Annotated in this window: 19 protein-coding genes; 17 read left to right on the top strand and 2 right to left on the bottom strand. The window is 51.6% G+C overall.

Annotated features, from left to right (window positions below):
* Window positions 1–440 precede the first annotated feature (440 nt).
* Window positions 441–1,322, top strand: a complete 882-nt coding sequence (gene dapA, locus ACYJL1_RS14040) for a 4-hydroxy-tetrahydrodipicolinate synthase (RefSeq protein ID WP_460895958.1) — start codon at window positions 441–443, stop codon at window positions 1,320–1,322.
* 24 nt (window positions 1,323–1,346) lie between these two features.
* Window positions 1,347–1,835, top strand: a complete 489-nt coding sequence (gene smpB, locus ACYJL1_RS14035) for an SsrA-binding protein SmpB (protein ID WP_460895957.1) — start codon at window positions 1,347–1,349, stop codon at window positions 1,833–1,835.
* 7 nt (window positions 1,836–1,842) lie between these two features.
* Here the strand turns inward: smpB and ACYJL1_RS14030 are convergent, their stop codons facing one another.
* The gene (locus tag ACYJL1_RS14030) at window positions 1,843–2,496 is read right to left on the bottom strand and encodes a uracil-DNA glycosylase (protein WP_460898044.1); all 654 of its coding nucleotides are present in this window, start codon (window positions 2,494–2,496) and stop codon (window positions 1,843–1,845) included.
* A gap of 66 nt (window positions 2,497–2,562) precedes the next feature.
* Window positions 2,563–3,138, bottom strand: a complete 576-nt coding sequence (locus tag ACYJL1_RS14025; protein ID WP_460895956.1) for a LabA-like NYN domain-containing protein — start codon at window positions 3,136–3,138, stop codon at window positions 2,563–2,565.
* A gap of 301 nt (window positions 3,139–3,439) precedes the next feature.
* Between ACYJL1_RS14025 and rpoZ the strand changes: the two genes are divergently transcribed.
* The 15 genes from rpoZ (at window position 3,440) to nadA (ending at window position 15,641) form a co-directional block, all read left to right on the top strand.
* Complete coding sequence (gene rpoZ, locus ACYJL1_RS14020; protein WP_460895955.1) at window positions 3,440–3,838, top strand: DNA-directed RNA polymerase subunit omega; 399 nt, start codon at window positions 3,440–3,442, stop codon at window positions 3,836–3,838.
* Between the two features lie 158 nt (window positions 3,839–3,996).
* On the top strand, window positions 3,997–6,201 hold the full coding sequence (locus ACYJL1_RS14015; RefSeq protein WP_460895954.1) for a RelA/SpoT family protein: 2,205 nt from the start codon (window positions 3,997–3,999) through the stop codon (window positions 6,199–6,201).
* Between the two features lie 37 nt (window positions 6,202–6,238).
* On the top strand, window positions 6,239–6,817 hold the full coding sequence (gene pyrE / locus ACYJL1_RS14010) for an orotate phosphoribosyltransferase (RefSeq protein WP_460895953.1): 579 nt from the start codon (window positions 6,239–6,241) through the stop codon (window positions 6,815–6,817).
* A gap of 63 nt (window positions 6,818–6,880) precedes the next feature.
* Window positions 6,881–7,438 (top strand): DUF2062 domain-containing protein, encoded by a 558-nt coding sequence (locus ACYJL1_RS14005; RefSeq protein ID WP_460895952.1) that lies wholly within the window; start codon window positions 6,881–6,883, stop codon window positions 7,436–7,438.
* Window positions 7,435–7,839, top strand: coding sequence for a holo-ACP synthase (gene acpS / locus ACYJL1_RS14000; protein ID WP_460895951.1), 405 nt, complete (start codon window positions 7,435–7,437; stop codon window positions 7,837–7,839). The genes ACYJL1_RS14005 and acpS overlap by 4 nt, the downstream gene beginning before the upstream one ends.
* Window positions 7,840–7,918: 79 nt before the next feature.
* On the top strand, window positions 7,919–8,701 hold the full coding sequence (gene lepB / locus ACYJL1_RS13995) for a signal peptidase I (RefSeq protein ID WP_460895950.1): 783 nt from the start codon (window positions 7,919–7,921) through the stop codon (window positions 8,699–8,701).
* A 7-nt stretch (window positions 8,702–8,708) separates the two neighbouring features.
* Complete coding sequence (gene rnc, locus ACYJL1_RS13990; RefSeq protein ID WP_460895949.1) at window positions 8,709–9,425, top strand: ribonuclease III; 717 nt, start codon at window positions 8,709–8,711, stop codon at window positions 9,423–9,425.
* Window positions 9,418–10,356 carry a GTPase Era gene (gene era / locus ACYJL1_RS13985; RefSeq protein WP_460895948.1) on the top strand — a complete coding sequence of 313 codons (939 nt, stop codon included), beginning with the start codon at window positions 9,418–9,420 and terminating at the stop codon, window positions 10,354–10,356. The genes rnc and era overlap by 8 nt, the downstream gene beginning before the upstream one ends.
* Window positions 10,357–10,374: 18 nt before the next feature.
* Entirely contained in the window at window positions 10,375–11,157 is a 783-nt protein-coding gene (recO, locus tag ACYJL1_RS13980) for a DNA repair protein RecO (protein WP_460895947.1), read from the top strand.
* Window positions 11,147–11,665 (top strand): PaaI family thioesterase, encoded by a 519-nt coding sequence (locus tag ACYJL1_RS13975; protein WP_460895946.1) that lies wholly within the window; start codon window positions 11,147–11,149, stop codon window positions 11,663–11,665. The genes recO and ACYJL1_RS13975 overlap by 11 nt, the downstream gene beginning before the upstream one ends.
* A gap of 185 nt (window positions 11,666–11,850) precedes the next feature.
* On the top strand, window positions 11,851–13,254 hold the full coding sequence (locus tag ACYJL1_RS13970; protein ID WP_460895945.1) for a PTS galactitol transporter subunit IIC: 1,404 nt from the start codon (window positions 11,851–11,853) through the stop codon (window positions 13,252–13,254).
* Between the two features lie 23 nt (window positions 13,255–13,277).
* The gene (locus ACYJL1_RS13965) at window positions 13,278–13,739 is read left to right on the top strand and encodes a PTS sugar transporter subunit IIA (RefSeq protein WP_460895944.1); all 462 of its coding nucleotides are present in this window, start codon (window positions 13,278–13,280) and stop codon (window positions 13,737–13,739) included.
* Between the two features lie 27 nt (window positions 13,740–13,766).
* Window positions 13,767–14,054, top strand: a complete 288-nt coding sequence (locus ACYJL1_RS13960) for a PTS sugar transporter subunit IIB (protein ID WP_460895943.1) — start codon at window positions 13,767–13,769, stop codon at window positions 14,052–14,054.
* Window positions 14,055–14,137: 83 nt separating this feature from the next.
* Window positions 14,138–14,359, top strand: coding sequence for a hypothetical protein (locus ACYJL1_RS13955; protein WP_460895942.1), 222 nt, complete (start codon window positions 14,138–14,140; stop codon window positions 14,357–14,359).
* Window positions 14,360–14,558: 199 nt separating this feature from the next.
* Window positions 14,559–15,641, top strand: coding sequence for a quinolinate synthase NadA (nadA, locus tag ACYJL1_RS13950; protein WP_460895941.1), 1,083 nt, complete (start codon window positions 14,559–14,561; stop codon window positions 15,639–15,641).
* Window positions 15,642–15,651 lie beyond the last annotated feature (10 nt).

Below are 15,651 nucleotides of genomic sequence, written 5' to 3'. Positions count from 1 at the left end.
TATCTGCAAAGTTTGGATTTGAACAGACCAGGTTGATTCTGCTTCTGTCTGATGCGCCGAATGCAACTCGCCTCACCTTGGGCGAGTGTGAAGTAAAAAAACAACCCCGACCATCATATGAATGATCATTTAATTGAACGGTTGTTCTATTAACTTTACCCGCTTTGCTCGGGTAAATGACGTTGAAGCAGGCATTATCCGCTTCTTTTGGCGGTGCTCGAGCATCGTTCAAGGCGTTTTGTGGCACAATAAGAAAAATCGACGGCAAAAGTTTAAAATTTTCCGGAAAAACAACAATCTGAGCGTGCAAAATGGTTGCTCGAGGTTGATGATTTACATAACGCAAATGAACTTGTGCCATAAGGCTCATCCGACTATGGTGCGCCACCTTCTTTCCGGTAGCGGAAAGGGGACAATTTTTTGTTATTCTGGAGTTTCCCATGCTGAAAGGCTCAATTACTGCACTCGTCACGCCATTTCTCGATGATGGTGCGTTTGACGAAAAAGCCTTTCGCAGCTTCGTTTCCTGGCAGATAGCTGAGGGAACGAATGGTCTCGTTCCCGTTGGAACCACAGGCGAATCTCCAACGCTTTCCCATGCCGAACATAAGCGTGTTGTGGAGGTTTGCATTGAGGAAGCCGCCGGAAAAGTGCCGGTTATCGCCGGTGCCGGGTCAAACAATACCCGAGAAGCCATTGAATTGGCTGAGTTTTCTGAAAAAGCCGGTGCGGACGCTATTCTGGTTGTCACGCCATACTACAACAAGCCGAGCCAGCGCGGTCTCTATGCCCACTATAAGGCCATTGCCGAATCCGTGTCGCTGCCCATTATTATTTACAATATTCCGGGCCGCTCCGTCATTGACATGACACCGGAGACAATGGGCCAGCTTGCCAATGATTTCAAGAACATAGCAGGTGTCAAGGATGCGACCGGCAAGATAGAACGTGTGTCCGAGCAGCGCCTGACCTGCGGCAAAGATTTTATCCAGCTGTCGGGTGAAGATGCGACTGCCTTGGGCTTCAATGCCCATGGTGGTGTCGGCTGTATCTCTGTAACCTCCAATGTTGCGCCGCGCCTTTGCGCTGAATTTCAGGCTGCAACGCTTAACGGTGACTACACTAAGGCATTGGAAATACAAGATAAATTGATGCCATTGCATAAGGCTTTGTTCATTGAGCCAAATCCAAGCGGTCCCAAATATGCCCTATCTCAGCTGGGAAAGATGCACAACGCTCTGCGTTCCCCAATGGTTCAAGTCGAGGCCGCGACCGCTGCCCGTCTTGATCAGGCCATGCGGCATGCAGGACTGGTTAATTAAGGTCCGGAATCCCATATAAATTGCATGAACAAGCCAAAATCTGCTTCAAAACCCATCACGGTTCGCAAAATCATTGCCGAAAACCGTAAAGCGCGCTTCAACTTCGAGATTCTCGACACGCTTGAGGCTGGCATTGTCCTGGCTGGTACGGAGGTCAAATCACTCCGTAACAACCAGTCAAACATTGCCGAAAGCTATGCGAGTTTCGAGAACGGTGAATTCTGGCTTATTAACTCTTACATTCCGGAATATCTTCAGGCAAACCGCTTCAACCACGAGCCGCGCCGCCATCGTAAGCTATTGATTAGCAAGCGTGAAATGTCACGACTCGGTCAGTCGGTGGATCGCGAAGGCATGACCATCGTGCCTCTCAAGCTCTACTTTAACGATCAAGGCAGGGCGAAGCTGGAGATTGCGGTCGCCCGCGGCAAAAAGCTGCATGATAAGCGCGAGACGGAAAAACAACGCGACTGGAACCGTGAGAAGTCACGGCTTCTGCGTGATCGCGGTTAAATCAAAATTACCCAGCAATATCATCAAGATAGTGTCTGACTTCAGCAAAGACGTTTCTGAACATTTCGCTCGTCAAACGTCCCGTATTGGTGTTGTAGCGCGAGCAATGATAGCTTGAGAAAATACGGATATTGCCGATGTCGTTTTGACCGCCATGGCTGAAGGGAAATTTCGCTACCGGTCGCCCAAATGCCCGGATCGTTGATTGGTGCGCAATGGTGCCCAGTGTAACAATCGCCCGTAAATTGGTGAATTGTTCTATCGTAGGCGTCAAAAACCTGCGGCAATTGCTGATTTCTCCGCCCACCGGCTTATTTTCCGGCGGAACGCATCGGACAGCATTTGTGATGGATGCATTGATCAGCTCAAGGCCATCATCGGGCCGAGCTGCGAATGTTCCGCGCGAGAATCCGTATTCAGATAATGTGCCATAAAGCAGATCGCCGGCATAATCGCCGGTGAATGGCCGCCCCGTGCGGTTGGCACCACGTACTCCGGGCGCAAGACCAACAATCAAAAGCTTTACGGAATCGACCCCTCCGACAGGCAGAAATGTCGGCACTGGGGCGTTGTGCCAGCTTGGCTCCTTTATTCGCCATTCGGCGATAAAGTCATGTAAACGCTGGCAAATCGGGCAATCGGGGGAGGGTTCGACACTCATAACCGTTAAAAAGCACAATGCCGCACGGATATCCATGCGGCATTTTCTTGCCCGGGTTTTATGGGCTTAATATTCGACTTGTTCTTCTTCGACGCGCTGACGTGGTGCGCGCTCGGAAGCTTCGCGGCCGATCTCGCTGCGCAATGAAGTCAGGTCAATGAAGTGATCCGCCTGACGACGCAATTCATCGGAGATCATCGGCGGCTGTGTAGAAAGTGTTGAAACAACGCTTACCTTGCGGCCTTTACGCTGTAGCGCCTCTACGAGAGAGCGGAAATCACCGTCGCCGGAGAAGATAACAAAGTGGTCAACTGTCTCAGTAAGTTGCATAGCATCGACAGCAAGTTCGATGTCCATATTACCCTTGATCTTACGGCGGCCAGCAGAATCGGTAAATTCTTTGGCAGGCTTTGTTACAACCTTGTATCCGTTGTAGTCGAGCCAGTCGATCAAAGGACGAATTGAAGAATATTCTTGGTCTTCAACCAACGCTGTATAATAATAAGCCCGCAATAAGTATCCGCGCTTTTGAAAAGATGTAAGAAGCTTGCGATAATCAATATCAAATCCTAGTACCTTGGAGGCGGCATAGAGATTTGCACCGTCAATGAACAAGACGATCTTTTCGCGGGGGTCAAACATAATAAGGTTCCATTTCAAAAATCTGAGCGTCAATTTCAAATGAGCTTGTTTTGTAAAGTAGCCCGATCTGATCTTATACGAAAGTCTGATATATTAAGTACGTCGAGTTCACAGAAAAGCCAAGACCCCGCATTGCAATTTTGTACACATAACTAGACAGATGTGTTCAAAATGCGCTGGATTTCCGGTTGGTGCGATTGGTCGCATTTAATCTCTGATGCGCTTTTGCTTGTTTTTTGCCAGCAACCGCGTTATGTCCGCAGTAATCCGCTAATTCGTTTAAAAATGAAAGGGGCAGTTCATGGCCCGCGTCACTGTTGAAGATTGCGTTGACAAGGTAGAGAACCGCTTTGAACTGGTTCTGCTTGCCAGCCATCGCGCCCGCCTGATCTCGCAAGGCGCTGCGATCACTATTGATCGCGACAACGATAAGAATCCGGTTGTTGCCCTGCGCGAGATTGCAGACGAAACACTTTCTCCCGGCGATCTCAAGGAAGACCTTATTCATTCCTTGCAGAAGCATGTTGAAGTTGACGAACCCGAAGCTGCTGCTTCTGTACCGGTTGCTGCCATTGAAGGTCAGGTCGCCGAGACAGTATCTGCCGACGATGACAATGTTTCATTCGACTCAATGTCCGAAGAAGAATTGTTGGCCGGTATCGAGGGCTTGGTGGCCCCGGAAAAAAGCGACGATTACTAATCAAATATCGCGCAAAAGCACGATAGTCAGCCAATTTTGGCTTTTGATGCGTCGCAGTTTCTGCGGCGCATTATTTTTGTGTCTTGGTAATTTAATTACCATATAGGTTGCATACTGTTCAGTATGTATTTGAATTTCCGTGTGTGAGGTGCCCGTCCATGATGCGTCAGTATGAGCTTGTCGAGCGTGTCCAGCGTTACAAGCCTGACGTCAATGAAGCGCTGCTCAACAAAGCCTATGTTTATGCCATGCAGAAGCATGGACACCAGAAGCGCGCATCGGGCGATCCTTATTTTTCCCACCCGCTCGAAGTCGCCGCTATCCTGACGGACATGCATCTGGACGAGGCGACCATCGCGATCGCGCTCCTGCATGACACGATTGAAGATACGTCAGCGACCCGCCAAGAGATTGATACTCTGTTCGGGCCGGATATCGGTAAGCTTGTTGAGGGGCTGACAAAGCTTAAAAAGCTTGATCTTGTTTCCAAGAAAGCTGTTCAAGCGGAGAACTTGCGCAAGCTTTTGCTTGCTATCTCCGACGATGTGCGCGTTCTTCTGGTCAAGCTCGCCGACCGTTTGCATAATATGCGCACATTACATCATGTGCCGGAAGACAAGCGTCTGCGTATCTCGGAAGAGACAATGGATATTTATGCGCCGCTGGCTGGCCGCATGGGTATGCAGGATATGCGTGAGGAACTGGAGCAGTTGGCATTCCGCTATATTAACCCGGAAGCCTTCAATGCGGTCACAAACCGGCTTGCCGAATTGATGGAGAAGAACCGCGCTACCCTGCAACAGATCGAGTCAGATCTTTCCAGCCTGTTCGAAAAGCATGGGATCAAATCCAGCGTTAAAAGCCGGCAGAAGAAGGCTTGGTCTGTGTTCCGCAAGATGGAAAGCAAGGGACTTTCTTTCGAGCAACTGTCCGATATTTTTGGATTTCGGGTCGTTGTTGATACTGTGGCCGATTGCTATAATGCGCTGGGTATTATCCATACAACCTGGTCAATGGTTCCGGGGCGCTTCAAGGACTATATCTCAACGCCCAAGCAGAACGATTACCGCTCAATTCATACAACCATCGTTGGTCCTTCGCGTCAGCGCGTTGAATTGCAGATTCGCACCCGCGAGATGAATGACATCGCCGAGTATGGCGTTGCTGCGCACTCGATCTATAAGGATCGCGGTAGTGCGCACAATCCGCATGTGATCTCTACAGAGACCAATGCCTATGCGTGGTTACGACAAACGATCGAAGCGCTGGCAGAAGGGGACAATCCGGAAGAGTTTCTTGAGCATACCAAGCTTGAATTGTTTCAGGATCAGGTGTTCTGCTTTACACCAAAAGGCCGCTTGATAGCCTTGCCGCGTGGGGCAACGCCAATCGACTTTGCCTATGCTGTTCACACCAATATCGGGGATAGCTGTGTTGGCGCGAAGGTCAATGGCCGCATCATGCCGCTTATGACTGTTCTGCAAAATGGCGATGAGGTTGATATCATTCGTTCAAAATCGCAGACCCCGCCTGCCGCCTGGGAGGGTATTGTTGTAACCGGAAAGGCCAGAGCTGCCATTCGGCGTGCCACGCGCCTTGCGGTGCGCAAACAATATTCCGGATTGGGGATGCAGATTCTGCAGCGCGCCTTTGAGCGGGCAGGGAAGGTCTATTCGCGGGATGAATTGAAGAAGGGCTTGCCGCGGCTTGCCCGCAAGGAACTCGATGACGTCCTTGCCGCCGTGGGGCGCGGCGAACTACCTTCTTCTGATGTGATGAAGGCGGTCTATCCAGAATATCAGGACGCAAAGGTCAAGCCAACTGCTACCGAGCGTGAAGAGGGCTGGGTAAACTTCCGCAATACTTCGGGCATGATCTTCAAAATGCCGGAAGGGGCCGAGCCGGGCGGTCCGCAAGCATTGCCGATCCGGGGCGCAAGCCATGATATGCCCGTGCATTTCTCGCCTGAGGGCGCGGTGCCGGGGGATCGCATTGTGGGCATACTTCAACCGGGTTCAGGCATGACAATCTATCCGATCCAGTCTTCAGCTTTGATGGCCTATGACGATCAGCCAGAGCGCTGGATCGATGTTCGCTGGGATGTGGATGAGAGTCGTCGTGACCGTTTTCCCGCACGCATCAATATTTCGGCAATCAACGCGCCGGGTTCGCTGGCCGAGATCGCCCAAATTATTGCAGAGAACGAGACCAATATTCACAATCTTTCGATGGTTCGTTCGGCACCGGATTTTACCCAGATGATCGTTGATCTTGAGGTTTGGAACCTGAAACATCTCAATCGAATATTGTCGAAGCTCAAAGAGAGCAATTGCGTCAGCGATGCCCAGCGCGTCAACGGATAGCAATTCTATTCAAGCCCAAACAGTTTGCGGGGAAAGCATGAACACAAATGAAGTCTTAGACGTTTTTCGCGAAGCCGGTGCGGTTTTGGAAGGTCATTTCATCTTGACATCGGGCCTGCGCAGCCCGGTTTTTCTACAAAAAGCACGCGTGTTCATGCACGCTGACAAGACCGAACGTGTATGTCGTGGGCTTGCGGAGAAGATCAAAAACGCAGGTCTCGGGCATATTGATTATGTCGTTGGGCCCGCAATCGGTGGCATTATCCCAGCCTATGAAACCTCTCGCCATCTTGGTATTCCGGCAATCTGGATTGAGCGCGAAAACGGCACGTTCAAGCTGCGCCGCTTTGAGATCGCCAAGGGTGCTCGCGTTGTCATTGTTGAGGATATCGTGACGACGGGCCTCTCCATTCGCGAAACAGTATCCTGCTTGCAGGAATTGGGTGCTGAGGTCGTGGCTGCCGCCTGCATCATCGACAGGTCTGCTGGCAAGAGCGATGTCGGTGTTCCACTGATTGCACTGGCGGAATATGAAGTTCCGGCTTATCCTGCCGACAAGCTTCCACCGGAACTTGCCGCAATTCCGCCCGTTAAACCGGGTAGCCGCAATATTTGATCGAACAACTATCCGCCGCGAGTCCCACCGGATTCCTGTGTGGATAAGAGGAACCAAACCAAAATGCTCTTCAGGCAGCGCAATGTTCCCGGCTTTCGCGAGCGGCTTCGCCTCGCGCTATGGCCGCGCCGCTCGATCAGCCGGTCTTTGCGCTATTTCGGCAAGCGAGTCCTACGTTTGCGTGCCACGCCGCATTCTATCGCAATAGGTTTTGCCTGCGGAATATTTGCCGCCTTTATTCCCATTCTCGGCGTGCATATTGCCATAGCGCTGGCGATCGCCTGGCTGGTCGGGGGAAATATTGCTGCGGCGGTTATTGGAACGACTTTGGGCAACCCTTTGATTTTGCCTTTCATTTGGGCCGCAACGCTCGAAGTTGGTCGTTTCGTCATGACCGGCAGCCTGAGTGGCGATCCATTGCCGCCGCACCTTGGGGGCATGTTGCGTCATCTGGACTTTGGCGTTTTATGGCATCCTCTCATTGAGCCGATGCTGATCGGGGCTATTCCGCTTGGGTTGGCAGCGGCAGCGCTCGCCTATTTACCCATCCGTTGGGCGGTTGCGAGTTTTCAAAGCAGACGCCCGGTTGCTCAACTGCAAAAGATTACTGAGACCACATGATTGTCGGCCTCGGAAGCGATTTGATCGATATCAGGCGGATCGAGAAAACCCTTGAACGCCATGGAAGGCGCTTCATCGACAGGGTGTACACGCCTGTTGAGCAGGCAAAATCCGAGCGTCGCAAACAAAGAGCTGCATCTTACGCGAAGCGCTTTGCAGCCAAGGAAGCCTGCGCCAAGGCTCTTGGCACCGGTCTGGCACAGGGCGTCTTCTGGCGCGATATGGGTGTCGTCAATCTTCCAAGCGGCGCGCCGACCATGAAATTGACCAATGGCGCTGCAGATCGTCTGACGAAGCTCATTCCTGCGGGATTTGCCCCACATATTCATGTGACCATCACTGACGATTTTCCCCTGGCACAAGCATTCGTGATTATCGAGGCGTTGAAAATCGAAGAATAGCCGTATTCAAAGGGCAATTGGCGGCATTGCTCCTCGAGCCCTCAGCGGTTAAGAGGGGGCACATTCTGTTTTTGGAGATATGAGAAGCGTGAGCGATAAAGCTGTTGTGAAAAATTCTGGTGGTCTTGGCGAGACGGTCAGCGTCATCGTGCAGGCGCTCCTGCTTGCGCTGGTAATTCGGACATTACTGTTCCAGCCATTCAACATTCCTTCTGGCTCGATGCGCCCGACCTTATTGGAGGGCGACTATCTCTTCGTTTCGAAATTCTCCTATGGCTATTCGAAATATTCGATCCCATTTGCGCCGGATCTGTTTTCTGGCCGTATATGGAGTGGTGATCCCCAGCGTGGCGACATCGCCGTATTCCGCAAGCCAAATGATACGTCGCTTGATTTCATCAAGCGTGTGATTGGTCTGCCGGGCGATAGGATTCAAATGCGCAGCGGTGTGCTTTACATCAATGATGTTGCCGTACCTCGCGAAAAGGTAGGCCAGATTGACAATCCGGATATCACCGAAGCGGAGGGGCCGGTGGACGTTTATCGCGAAGTCCTGCCGAATGGCATCACCTATGATACGCTTGACCTGACCCCTAATGGTGTTGGCGATGATACGCGCGAGTTTGTGGTGCCCGCCGGACATTATTTCATGATGGGCGATAATCGCGATAATTCCAGTGATAGTCGTTTTGATGTGGGCTATGTTCCGCTTGAAAACTTCATCGGTCGTGCGAATATTATCTTCTTCTCGATTGCCGGAAAGGCAAGCCCGCTTGAACTGTGGCGCTGGCCATCTGAACTGAGGTTCAACCGTTTGTTGCACAGCGTCAACGCAGCACCAAACTCTGAGCAGGGCAATTGATCTGACGATGAGCCTGTCCGCCGACTCTGTTCACAAGCTGGAAGAAAAAACGAAACATGTATTTCGTGATCTTGGACGTCTTGAGCGCGCATTAACCCATTCCAGTGCGCGGTCGTCGGCTGGTTCGGACTATGAACGGCTCGAGTTTCTGGGCGACCGGGTGCTTGGTTTGGTGATCGCGGACCTGTTGTTCCGCGCCTACCCGACAGCTGCCGAAGGTGAATTGTCGTTGCGATTGAATTCGCTGGTAAACGCCGATACTTGCGCTGCTGTTGCAGACGAAATCGGCTTGCATGAATTCATAAAGACAGGTTCTGACGTAAAAGGACTGGCGGATAAACGGCTCAAAAGCCTGCGTGCAGATGTCATTGAATCATTGATCGCAACGATTTATCTGGACGGCGGGCTCGAAGCGGCGCAACCTTTCATCGAGCGATACTGGGATGCGCGCTCGAAAGGAAGCAATTCCGCTCAGCGCGACCCCAAAACAGAATTGCAGGAATGGGCACATCAACAAAATGGTGCCCAGCCTTTGTATAATGTCGTTGAACGAACGGGACCTGATCACGATCCACAATTTACGATCCGGGTTATGGTAAAGGGCTTTGAACCGGCGATAGGTAAAGGCCGTTCCAAACGTTTGGCGGAGCAAGAAGCTGCCATTGCATTGCTTTATCGTGAAGGCGTTCGTCAGAAGACGCAGGAAGACATAAAAAATGACTGAACAAGATCAAACGCCCGCCAGTGAAGCCGAACAGGCTGTTCCGACGCGCTCGGGCTTCATCGCCCTGATAGGTGCTCCAAATGCCGGCAAATCGACGCTGGTCAATCAGCTGGTCGGTAGCAAGGTTTCAATCGTCACGCATAAAGTGCAGACGACGCGTGCACTCGTTCGCGGTATTGTGATTCACGAACAGACACAGATGGTGCTGGTCGATACGCCCGGCATTTTCAAGCCAAAGCGCCGTCTTGACCGTGCCATGGTGACGACCGCATGGGGCGGTGCCAAGGATGCTGATCTCATTCTGGTTCTGATCGATGTCGAGCAGGGCATTGATGATGAAGCCGAAATTCTTCTCGACAGCCTGCGGGATAAGAAGCGCAAAGTCATATTGGTTCTGAACAAGGTTGACCGTATCGAAGCGCCAATGCTGCTTGAATTGGCCAAGAAAGCCAATGAAAAGGTCAAATTTGATCAGACCTTCATGATTTCTGCGCTAAAGGGCTATGGCTGCAAGGATCTGCTGAAATATCTGGCGGAAAACCTGCCTGAAGGTCCGTGGTATTATCCGGAAGATCAGATTTCCGATATGCCCATGCGTATGCTCGCTGCGGAAATCACCCGCGAAAAGCTTTATCTGCGGCTTCACAATGAATTGCCCTATTCTTCCACAGTGGAAACCGAAAGCTGGGAAGAAAAGAAGGACGGCTCAGTTCGTATTCAGCAGGTCATTTACGTTGAGCGCGATAGCCAGAAAAAGATTGTTTTGGGCCATGAAGGTCAGGCTATCAAATCCATTGGTCAGGCAGCGCGCAAGGAATTGATGGAAATCCTCGACCAGAAGGTTCACCTGTTCCTTTTCGTCAAGGTTCGTGACAATTGGGGCAATGATCCGGAACGTTACCGCGAAATGGGACTTGAATTTCCGCAATAATAGCGCCAAGTCTCGGCTATGGAATGGCGAGACGAAGGCATAATCCTCGGAACGAGGCGGCACGGGGAAACCAGCGCTATCCTTGAACTGATGACCCGTGATCACGGTCGCCACCTTGGCCTTGTGCGTGGTGGACGTTCGCGCCGTATGCAGCCATTATTACAGGCCGGAAATCGTGTCGATGTCATCTGGCGTGCTCGTATGGATGAGCATCTTGGCATGATGCAGGTCGAGCCTGTCAGCTTTTCTGCCGCGCGCCTCATCGAACAGCCAGTTGCCCTCTATGGTTTGCAGCTTGCTGCATCACATCTTCGCCTTTTGCCGGAACGCGATCCCCATCAGAACCTTTTCGAAATTCTTTCTGTCATTCTTGAACATTGCGAAGACACGATGATCGCTGGCGAGTTGCTTTTGCGTTTCGAGGTGTTGATGCTGGAAGAACTCGGCTTTGGCCTTGATCTGGAAAAATGTGCCGCGACCGGTGTTGCCAGCGATCTGACTTACGTGTCTCCCAAATCGGGTAGGGCGGTATCTCGCGATGCCGGTGCCCCATGGGCAGACAAGCTGCTGGCCATGCCGCCTTTTATGGTCAACTCCAGCATTCGGGCCATGTCGATGGCAGAGATCAGCGACGCATTTCGTTTGACCAGTTTTTTCTTCACGCGGCATGTGTGGGAACCCAGGGCGCAAAAGCCACCTGAAGCACGCGACGGCTTTCTGAACGCCATAGCAAGATCATTGAAAAACAGCGATGGACAGAGCCAGTCCATCGACAAAGGGCCGGTTCATCATGAGTCATGATAATGTCGATGCTATCAATTTTCCGGCTGGAGTAGGAAAGCTCCCGCTTGGAGACCTGGCCGTACGCAGTGGTCTGGAGATGTTGCAGGCAATGCTGCGCGGCGAATATCCGGCTCCGCACATTGCCAAGACACTTTCCTTTACGCTTCATGAAGTAGAGCAGGATCGTGTAGTCTTCAAAGGGCTGCCCTCCACCGAACACCTTAATCCGATGGGCGGTGTACATGGCGGTTGGATTGCAACGTTGATGGATTCTGCTCTGGCTTGCTGTGTCATGACCACGCTGAAGCCGGGCGAAGCCTATACAACCGCAGAATTCAAGGTGAATCTGGTACGCCCGTTAAATTCAGGCATGGGTATGGTATTTTGCGAGGGGCGGCTCATTCATCGTGGACGTACGTTGGCGACGTCCGAAGCGTTTCTCAGGGATAAGAACGGGAAGTTGCTTGCACATGGCACTGAGACTTGTTCGATTTTCCCCCTCGAAAACTTCATTCGGACCAAATAACCGTTTGAGTTCGGTCTAACTTTTTTTGAAAACTGGCAGTTTTTTTACGAGCAAGTGGGACACGTTCAGGGTGTGCCCTGATGAAGTTATTGACTTGATAATGGAGCTGTGCTGAACATTAATACATAGCAGAATGCAAAAGTTCTGCTTGGGAGCGATCGAGGAGGATCGCGGGGGAGGAAATAATGGACAGTTTCTTGAGCGGCCTCAAGGCTGCGGTCGACGCAATGGGGCCAACGGTTCTGTTGCCTATTGTAATATTCATTATCGCTTTGATATTGGGCGCCAAGGTCGGCAGAGCTTTTCGTGCTGCTGTCACAATCGGTGTGGCTTTCATCGGTATCAATCTCGTTTTGGGGCTTATGCTCACATCCATTGGCGACGTAGCAAAGGCCATCGTAACCAATACCGGGATCAAGCGGGATATTGTTGACGTGGGCTGGCCATCGGCTGCGGCAATCGCCTTTGGGTCCTCAGTCGGGCTTTGGGTGATTCCGATCGCGATTGCTGTCAATATCGTCCTGCTTTTGACCCGAATGACCCGCACGCTGAATGTTGACGTGTGGAATTTCTGGCATTTTGCCTTTATCGGATCGCTTGCTGTCGCGGCAACCAATAGCCTTGTTTACGGGTTGATCGTGGCTGCGCTGATGGTTGCGCTTTGCCTGCTTTTCGCTGATTGGTCGACAAAGGCTGTGCAAAGATTCTACGGTATTCCAGGCATTTCCGTGCCGCATCTCGCATCTGCGCAGATATTGCCAATCGCTATCGTGCTCAATTGGATCATGGATCGCATTCCGGGCATCAACAAGATTGAACTTAGTACGGAAACATTCGAAAAGCGCTTTGGCGTCTTCGGTGAACCGGTCATTCTCGGCTTGATTATTGGTTTGGTGCTCGGCATCATCGCTTACTATAATGCCGGTGATTTCGGCGTCGTTCTCACCAAAGTCTTGCAGACCGGCATGACTCTGGCCGCGGTAATGCTGCTCTTGCCACGTATGGTTAAAATCCTGATGGAAGGTCTGCTACCGGTATCGGACGCAGCGCAGGAGTTTGTACGTAAACGGACAGGCGATCGCGAATTGCTTGTTGGTCTCGATTCGGCAATTCTGATCGGGCATCCAGCGGCAATTTCATCGTCGCTGATCCTTGTGCCGATCGCGATCATCCTTTCGGTAATCCTGCCCGGCAATCGCGTGATTCTGTTTGCCGATCTGGCGGTCATTCCCTTTATCGTCGCAATGACGGCGCCACTGTTGAGGGGAAATGTTTTCCGGATGGTGATAGTTGGCACATTCACGCTGGCTGTAGGCTTCTACGTCGCCAATGCGCTTGCACCGCTCTTTACAGCAGCTGCACAATCTTCAGGTTTCCAGATGCCTGAAAACGCTGTCCAGATCACAAGCGTGGTCGATGGTTTCCTTTGGATACCCTATGTCGTCATAGCGCTTATCAACAATCTGGGAGCATTTGGTCTTGCGGTATTGGCTGTGATTATTGCCGGTGCGTTCTGGGCTTACCGTCGCAACACAGCTGCTTGGGAACGGGCAGCTGGAGCTGGCGATGAGGCCAATGAAACCAACTGAGACACATTGAGTGGAGTAGCCAAATGGCGCAAGCCTTGATGAACTATCTTGACCCCGGAGCGATTATTCTCGGGGTCAAGGCTGAAACTGACCAAGAGGTCATAAGGCTTCTGGCCGAGCGGCTCCATTCTCTTGGATACGTCAAATCTAGCTTTGCTGACGCTGTGCTGGCAAGGGAAGCCCAGTTGCCGACGGGATTGCCGCTTGGTGGCGATAACAATGTTGCCGTTCCGCATACCGATCCGGAGCATGTTCTAAAACCCGGCTTGGCATTTGCGACGCTGATTCAACCTGTGGCGTTTGCCAATATGGAAGATCCGGAAGAGAAGCTACCCGTCAGGCTGGTCTTTCTCATGGCTCTTAATGATAAGGACAAGCAGGTGGAAATGCTTCAGGAAATCGCCGGTGCAATTCAATCGCCCGCAACCATTGAGGCGTTGATTCAATCGAAATCCGTGGAAGACGTCTCGCGCTTACTCGGCTAAGTTGTAGGCGTGAATCAGGGGGCATAAATGACTAAGCCAAAGACTGTACTATTTGCTTGCGGCACCGGCATTGCCACGTCGACCGTTGTTGCTCATGCGGTTGAAGATGCGTTGAAAAAGCGCGGCATAAGCATCGCAACCCGGCAGTGCAAAACCACTGAGGTTGCCAGTCATCTGGCAGACGTCGATCTCGTCGTATCAACCGCGCAACTGCCAAAAGACCTTGGCAAGCCCGCTATTACAACGCTGGCATTCCTTACCGGTATCGGCAAGGATGACGTACTCGACAAAATTGAAGCCATTCTCAAAGATTGAATCTGTCACAGTTTAAACAAACCACCCGCTCATTAATCCGGCGGTGGTTTGTTCTCATGACAGAAGTGTTCGAGGAAGATGAAATGAAATTAGCTCTGTCAGCGTTGGTTCTTGGAGCCATGACCCTTACAGGTTGCGCCAACTCGGGGAGTGTTAGTCCACTTGTCTGGTGCGACAGACCAACTGACAGGAACCCGACTGTGTTCACTAATTGCACGCAGCGTGTCGGTGGCGATAGCCCATATAAGCGCGAGCGGGAAAGCCGACGCTATTATGGCAATCGCTACTATAAAACCTCCAGTTAGCGCTTGTGTCGCTGCGGCGTCACCGCATGATCTTGATCAAGTTCGAAATCAAGCTCTTGAAGCTGACAAAATAATCCACTATTTAGAACATAGCGGCCTTGCCGTTTTTCTTTTGATCATAAATATGCTCATATTGAGTATAAATGATCGGTGACGGTGCCAAATTGCGCCGTATTGGATGTCCAGGAGGAATATGGATATGACCAACACTGTCCGCATCAAAGCTGCTGCAACGAGCAGTTCCGCGAGTCAGTCTGCAGCGGATCGCTTTGGTATCCTCGAGATGCCGGACCTGACTTATACGCCGGAAGTTGCTGCCGAGACCGAGCATCTTTATGCGCGCGTGGCCCACCATATTCCACGCATTGAATGGCCCGTCTATGCGCCTTATGTGGCTGCGATCAACCGGCTGAAGAAACAGCGCAATGCGGTGATCCTTGCTCATAACTACCAGACGCCGGAAATTTTCCATTGCGTTGCGGACATTGTCGGCGATTCACTTCAACTGGCAAAGGAAGCCACAAAAGTGGATGCGGAGATCATCGTCCAATGCGGCGTTCACTTCATGGCCGAGACATCAAAGCTACTCAATCCGTCCAAGACGGTATTGATCCCGGACATGAGGGCCGGCTGTTCTCTGGCAGAGTCCATTACGGGTGCCGACGTGCGTCTGTTGCGTGAAACCTATCCAGGCGTTCCGATCGTCACCTATGTCAATACCTCTGCCGAAGTGAAGGCGGAAAGCGATATTTGCTGCACATCAGCAAATGCCGTGCAAGTTGTTGAGAGCTTCGGTGTGGATCGCGTTCTGTGCATTCCAGACGAATTCCTGGCACAGAATGTTGCTGCGCAGACTGATGTGAAGATTTTGACCTGGAAGGGTCATTGCGAAGTGCATGAGCGCTTCACAGCGGATGAACTTCTTGCCTATCGCGCTGCCGACCCGGAAATTCAGATCATCGCTCATCCGGAATGCCCGCCCTCGGTCGTTGCGATTGCAGACTATACAGGTTCCACGAAAGGTATGATCGATTACGTCAAGGACAACCGTCCGGCCAAAGTTTTGCTGGTAACGGAATGCTCAATGGCGTCCAATATCGAATCGGAAGTGCCGGAGGTAAAATTTATCAAACCGTGCAATCTGTGCCCGCATATGAAGCGCATCACGCTGCCCAATATCCTTGAAAGCCTTGTCTATATGCGTGACGAAATTCATGTTGATCCGCTGATCGGCGAACGTGCGCGGCTTGCTGTCGAGCGCATGGTCAATCTGAACAACTGACGCCGGAGGC

It is taken from the genome of Phyllobacterium sp. K27 (assembly GCF_054796155.1).
Note: the sequence above shows the minus strand (reverse complement) of the source record. Positions and strands in the feature narration are given on the sequence as shown.

What these genes read in the sequence shown, in the direction of transcription:
- dapA (WP_460895958.1), top strand. Translation starts at nt 441, where the DNA reads ATGCTGAAAGGCTCAATTACTGCACTCGTCACGCCATTTCTCGATGAT.
- smpB (WP_460895957.1), top strand. Translation starts at nt 1,347, where the DNA reads ATGAACAAGCCAAAATCTGCTTCAAAACCCATCACGGTTCGCAAAATC.
- ACYJL1_RS14030 (WP_460898044.1), bottom strand. Translation starts at nt 2,496, where the DNA reads ATGAGTGTCGAACCCTCCCCCGATTGCCCGATTTGCCAGCGTTTACAT.
- ACYJL1_RS14025 (WP_460895956.1), bottom strand. Translation starts at nt 3,138, where the DNA reads ATGTTTGACCCCCGCGAAAAGATCGTCTTGTTCATTGACGGTGCAAAT.
- rpoZ (WP_460895955.1), top strand. Translation starts at nt 3,440, where the DNA reads ATGGCCCGCGTCACTGTTGAAGATTGCGTTGACAAGGTAGAGAACCGC.
- ACYJL1_RS14015 (WP_460895954.1), top strand. Translation starts at nt 3,997, where the DNA reads ATGATGCGTCAGTATGAGCTTGTCGAGCGTGTCCAGCGTTACAAGCCT.
- pyrE (WP_460895953.1), top strand. Translation starts at nt 6,239, where the DNA reads ATGAACACAAATGAAGTCTTAGACGTTTTTCGCGAAGCCGGTGCGGTT.
- ACYJL1_RS14005 (WP_460895952.1), top strand. Translation starts at nt 6,881, where the DNA reads ATGCTCTTCAGGCAGCGCAATGTTCCCGGCTTTCGCGAGCGGCTTCGC.
- acpS (WP_460895951.1), top strand. Translation starts at nt 7,435, where the DNA reads ATGATTGTCGGCCTCGGAAGCGATTTGATCGATATCAGGCGGATCGAG.
- lepB (WP_460895950.1), top strand. Translation starts at nt 7,919, where the DNA reads ATGAGAAGCGTGAGCGATAAAGCTGTTGTGAAAAATTCTGGTGGTCTT.
- rnc (WP_460895949.1), top strand. Translation starts at nt 8,709, where the DNA reads ATGAGCCTGTCCGCCGACTCTGTTCACAAGCTGGAAGAAAAAACGAAA.
- era (WP_460895948.1), top strand. Translation starts at nt 9,418, where the DNA reads ATGACTGAACAAGATCAAACGCCCGCCAGTGAAGCCGAACAGGCTGTT.
- recO (WP_460895947.1), top strand. Translation starts at nt 10,375, where the DNA reads ATGGAATGGCGAGACGAAGGCATAATCCTCGGAACGAGGCGGCACGGG.
- ACYJL1_RS13975 (WP_460895946.1), top strand. Translation starts at nt 11,147, where the DNA reads ATGAGTCATGATAATGTCGATGCTATCAATTTTCCGGCTGGAGTAGGA.
- ACYJL1_RS13970 (WP_460895945.1), top strand. Translation starts at nt 11,851, where the DNA reads ATGGACAGTTTCTTGAGCGGCCTCAAGGCTGCGGTCGACGCAATGGGG.
- ACYJL1_RS13965 (WP_460895944.1), top strand. Translation starts at nt 13,278, where the DNA reads ATGGCGCAAGCCTTGATGAACTATCTTGACCCCGGAGCGATTATTCTC.
- ACYJL1_RS13960 (WP_460895943.1), top strand. Translation starts at nt 13,767, where the DNA reads ATGACTAAGCCAAAGACTGTACTATTTGCTTGCGGCACCGGCATTGCC.
- ACYJL1_RS13955 (WP_460895942.1), top strand. Translation starts at nt 14,138, where the DNA reads ATGAAATTAGCTCTGTCAGCGTTGGTTCTTGGAGCCATGACCCTTACA.
- nadA (WP_460895941.1), top strand. Translation starts at nt 14,559, where the DNA reads ATGACCAACACTGTCCGCATCAAAGCTGCTGCAACGAGCAGTTCCGCG.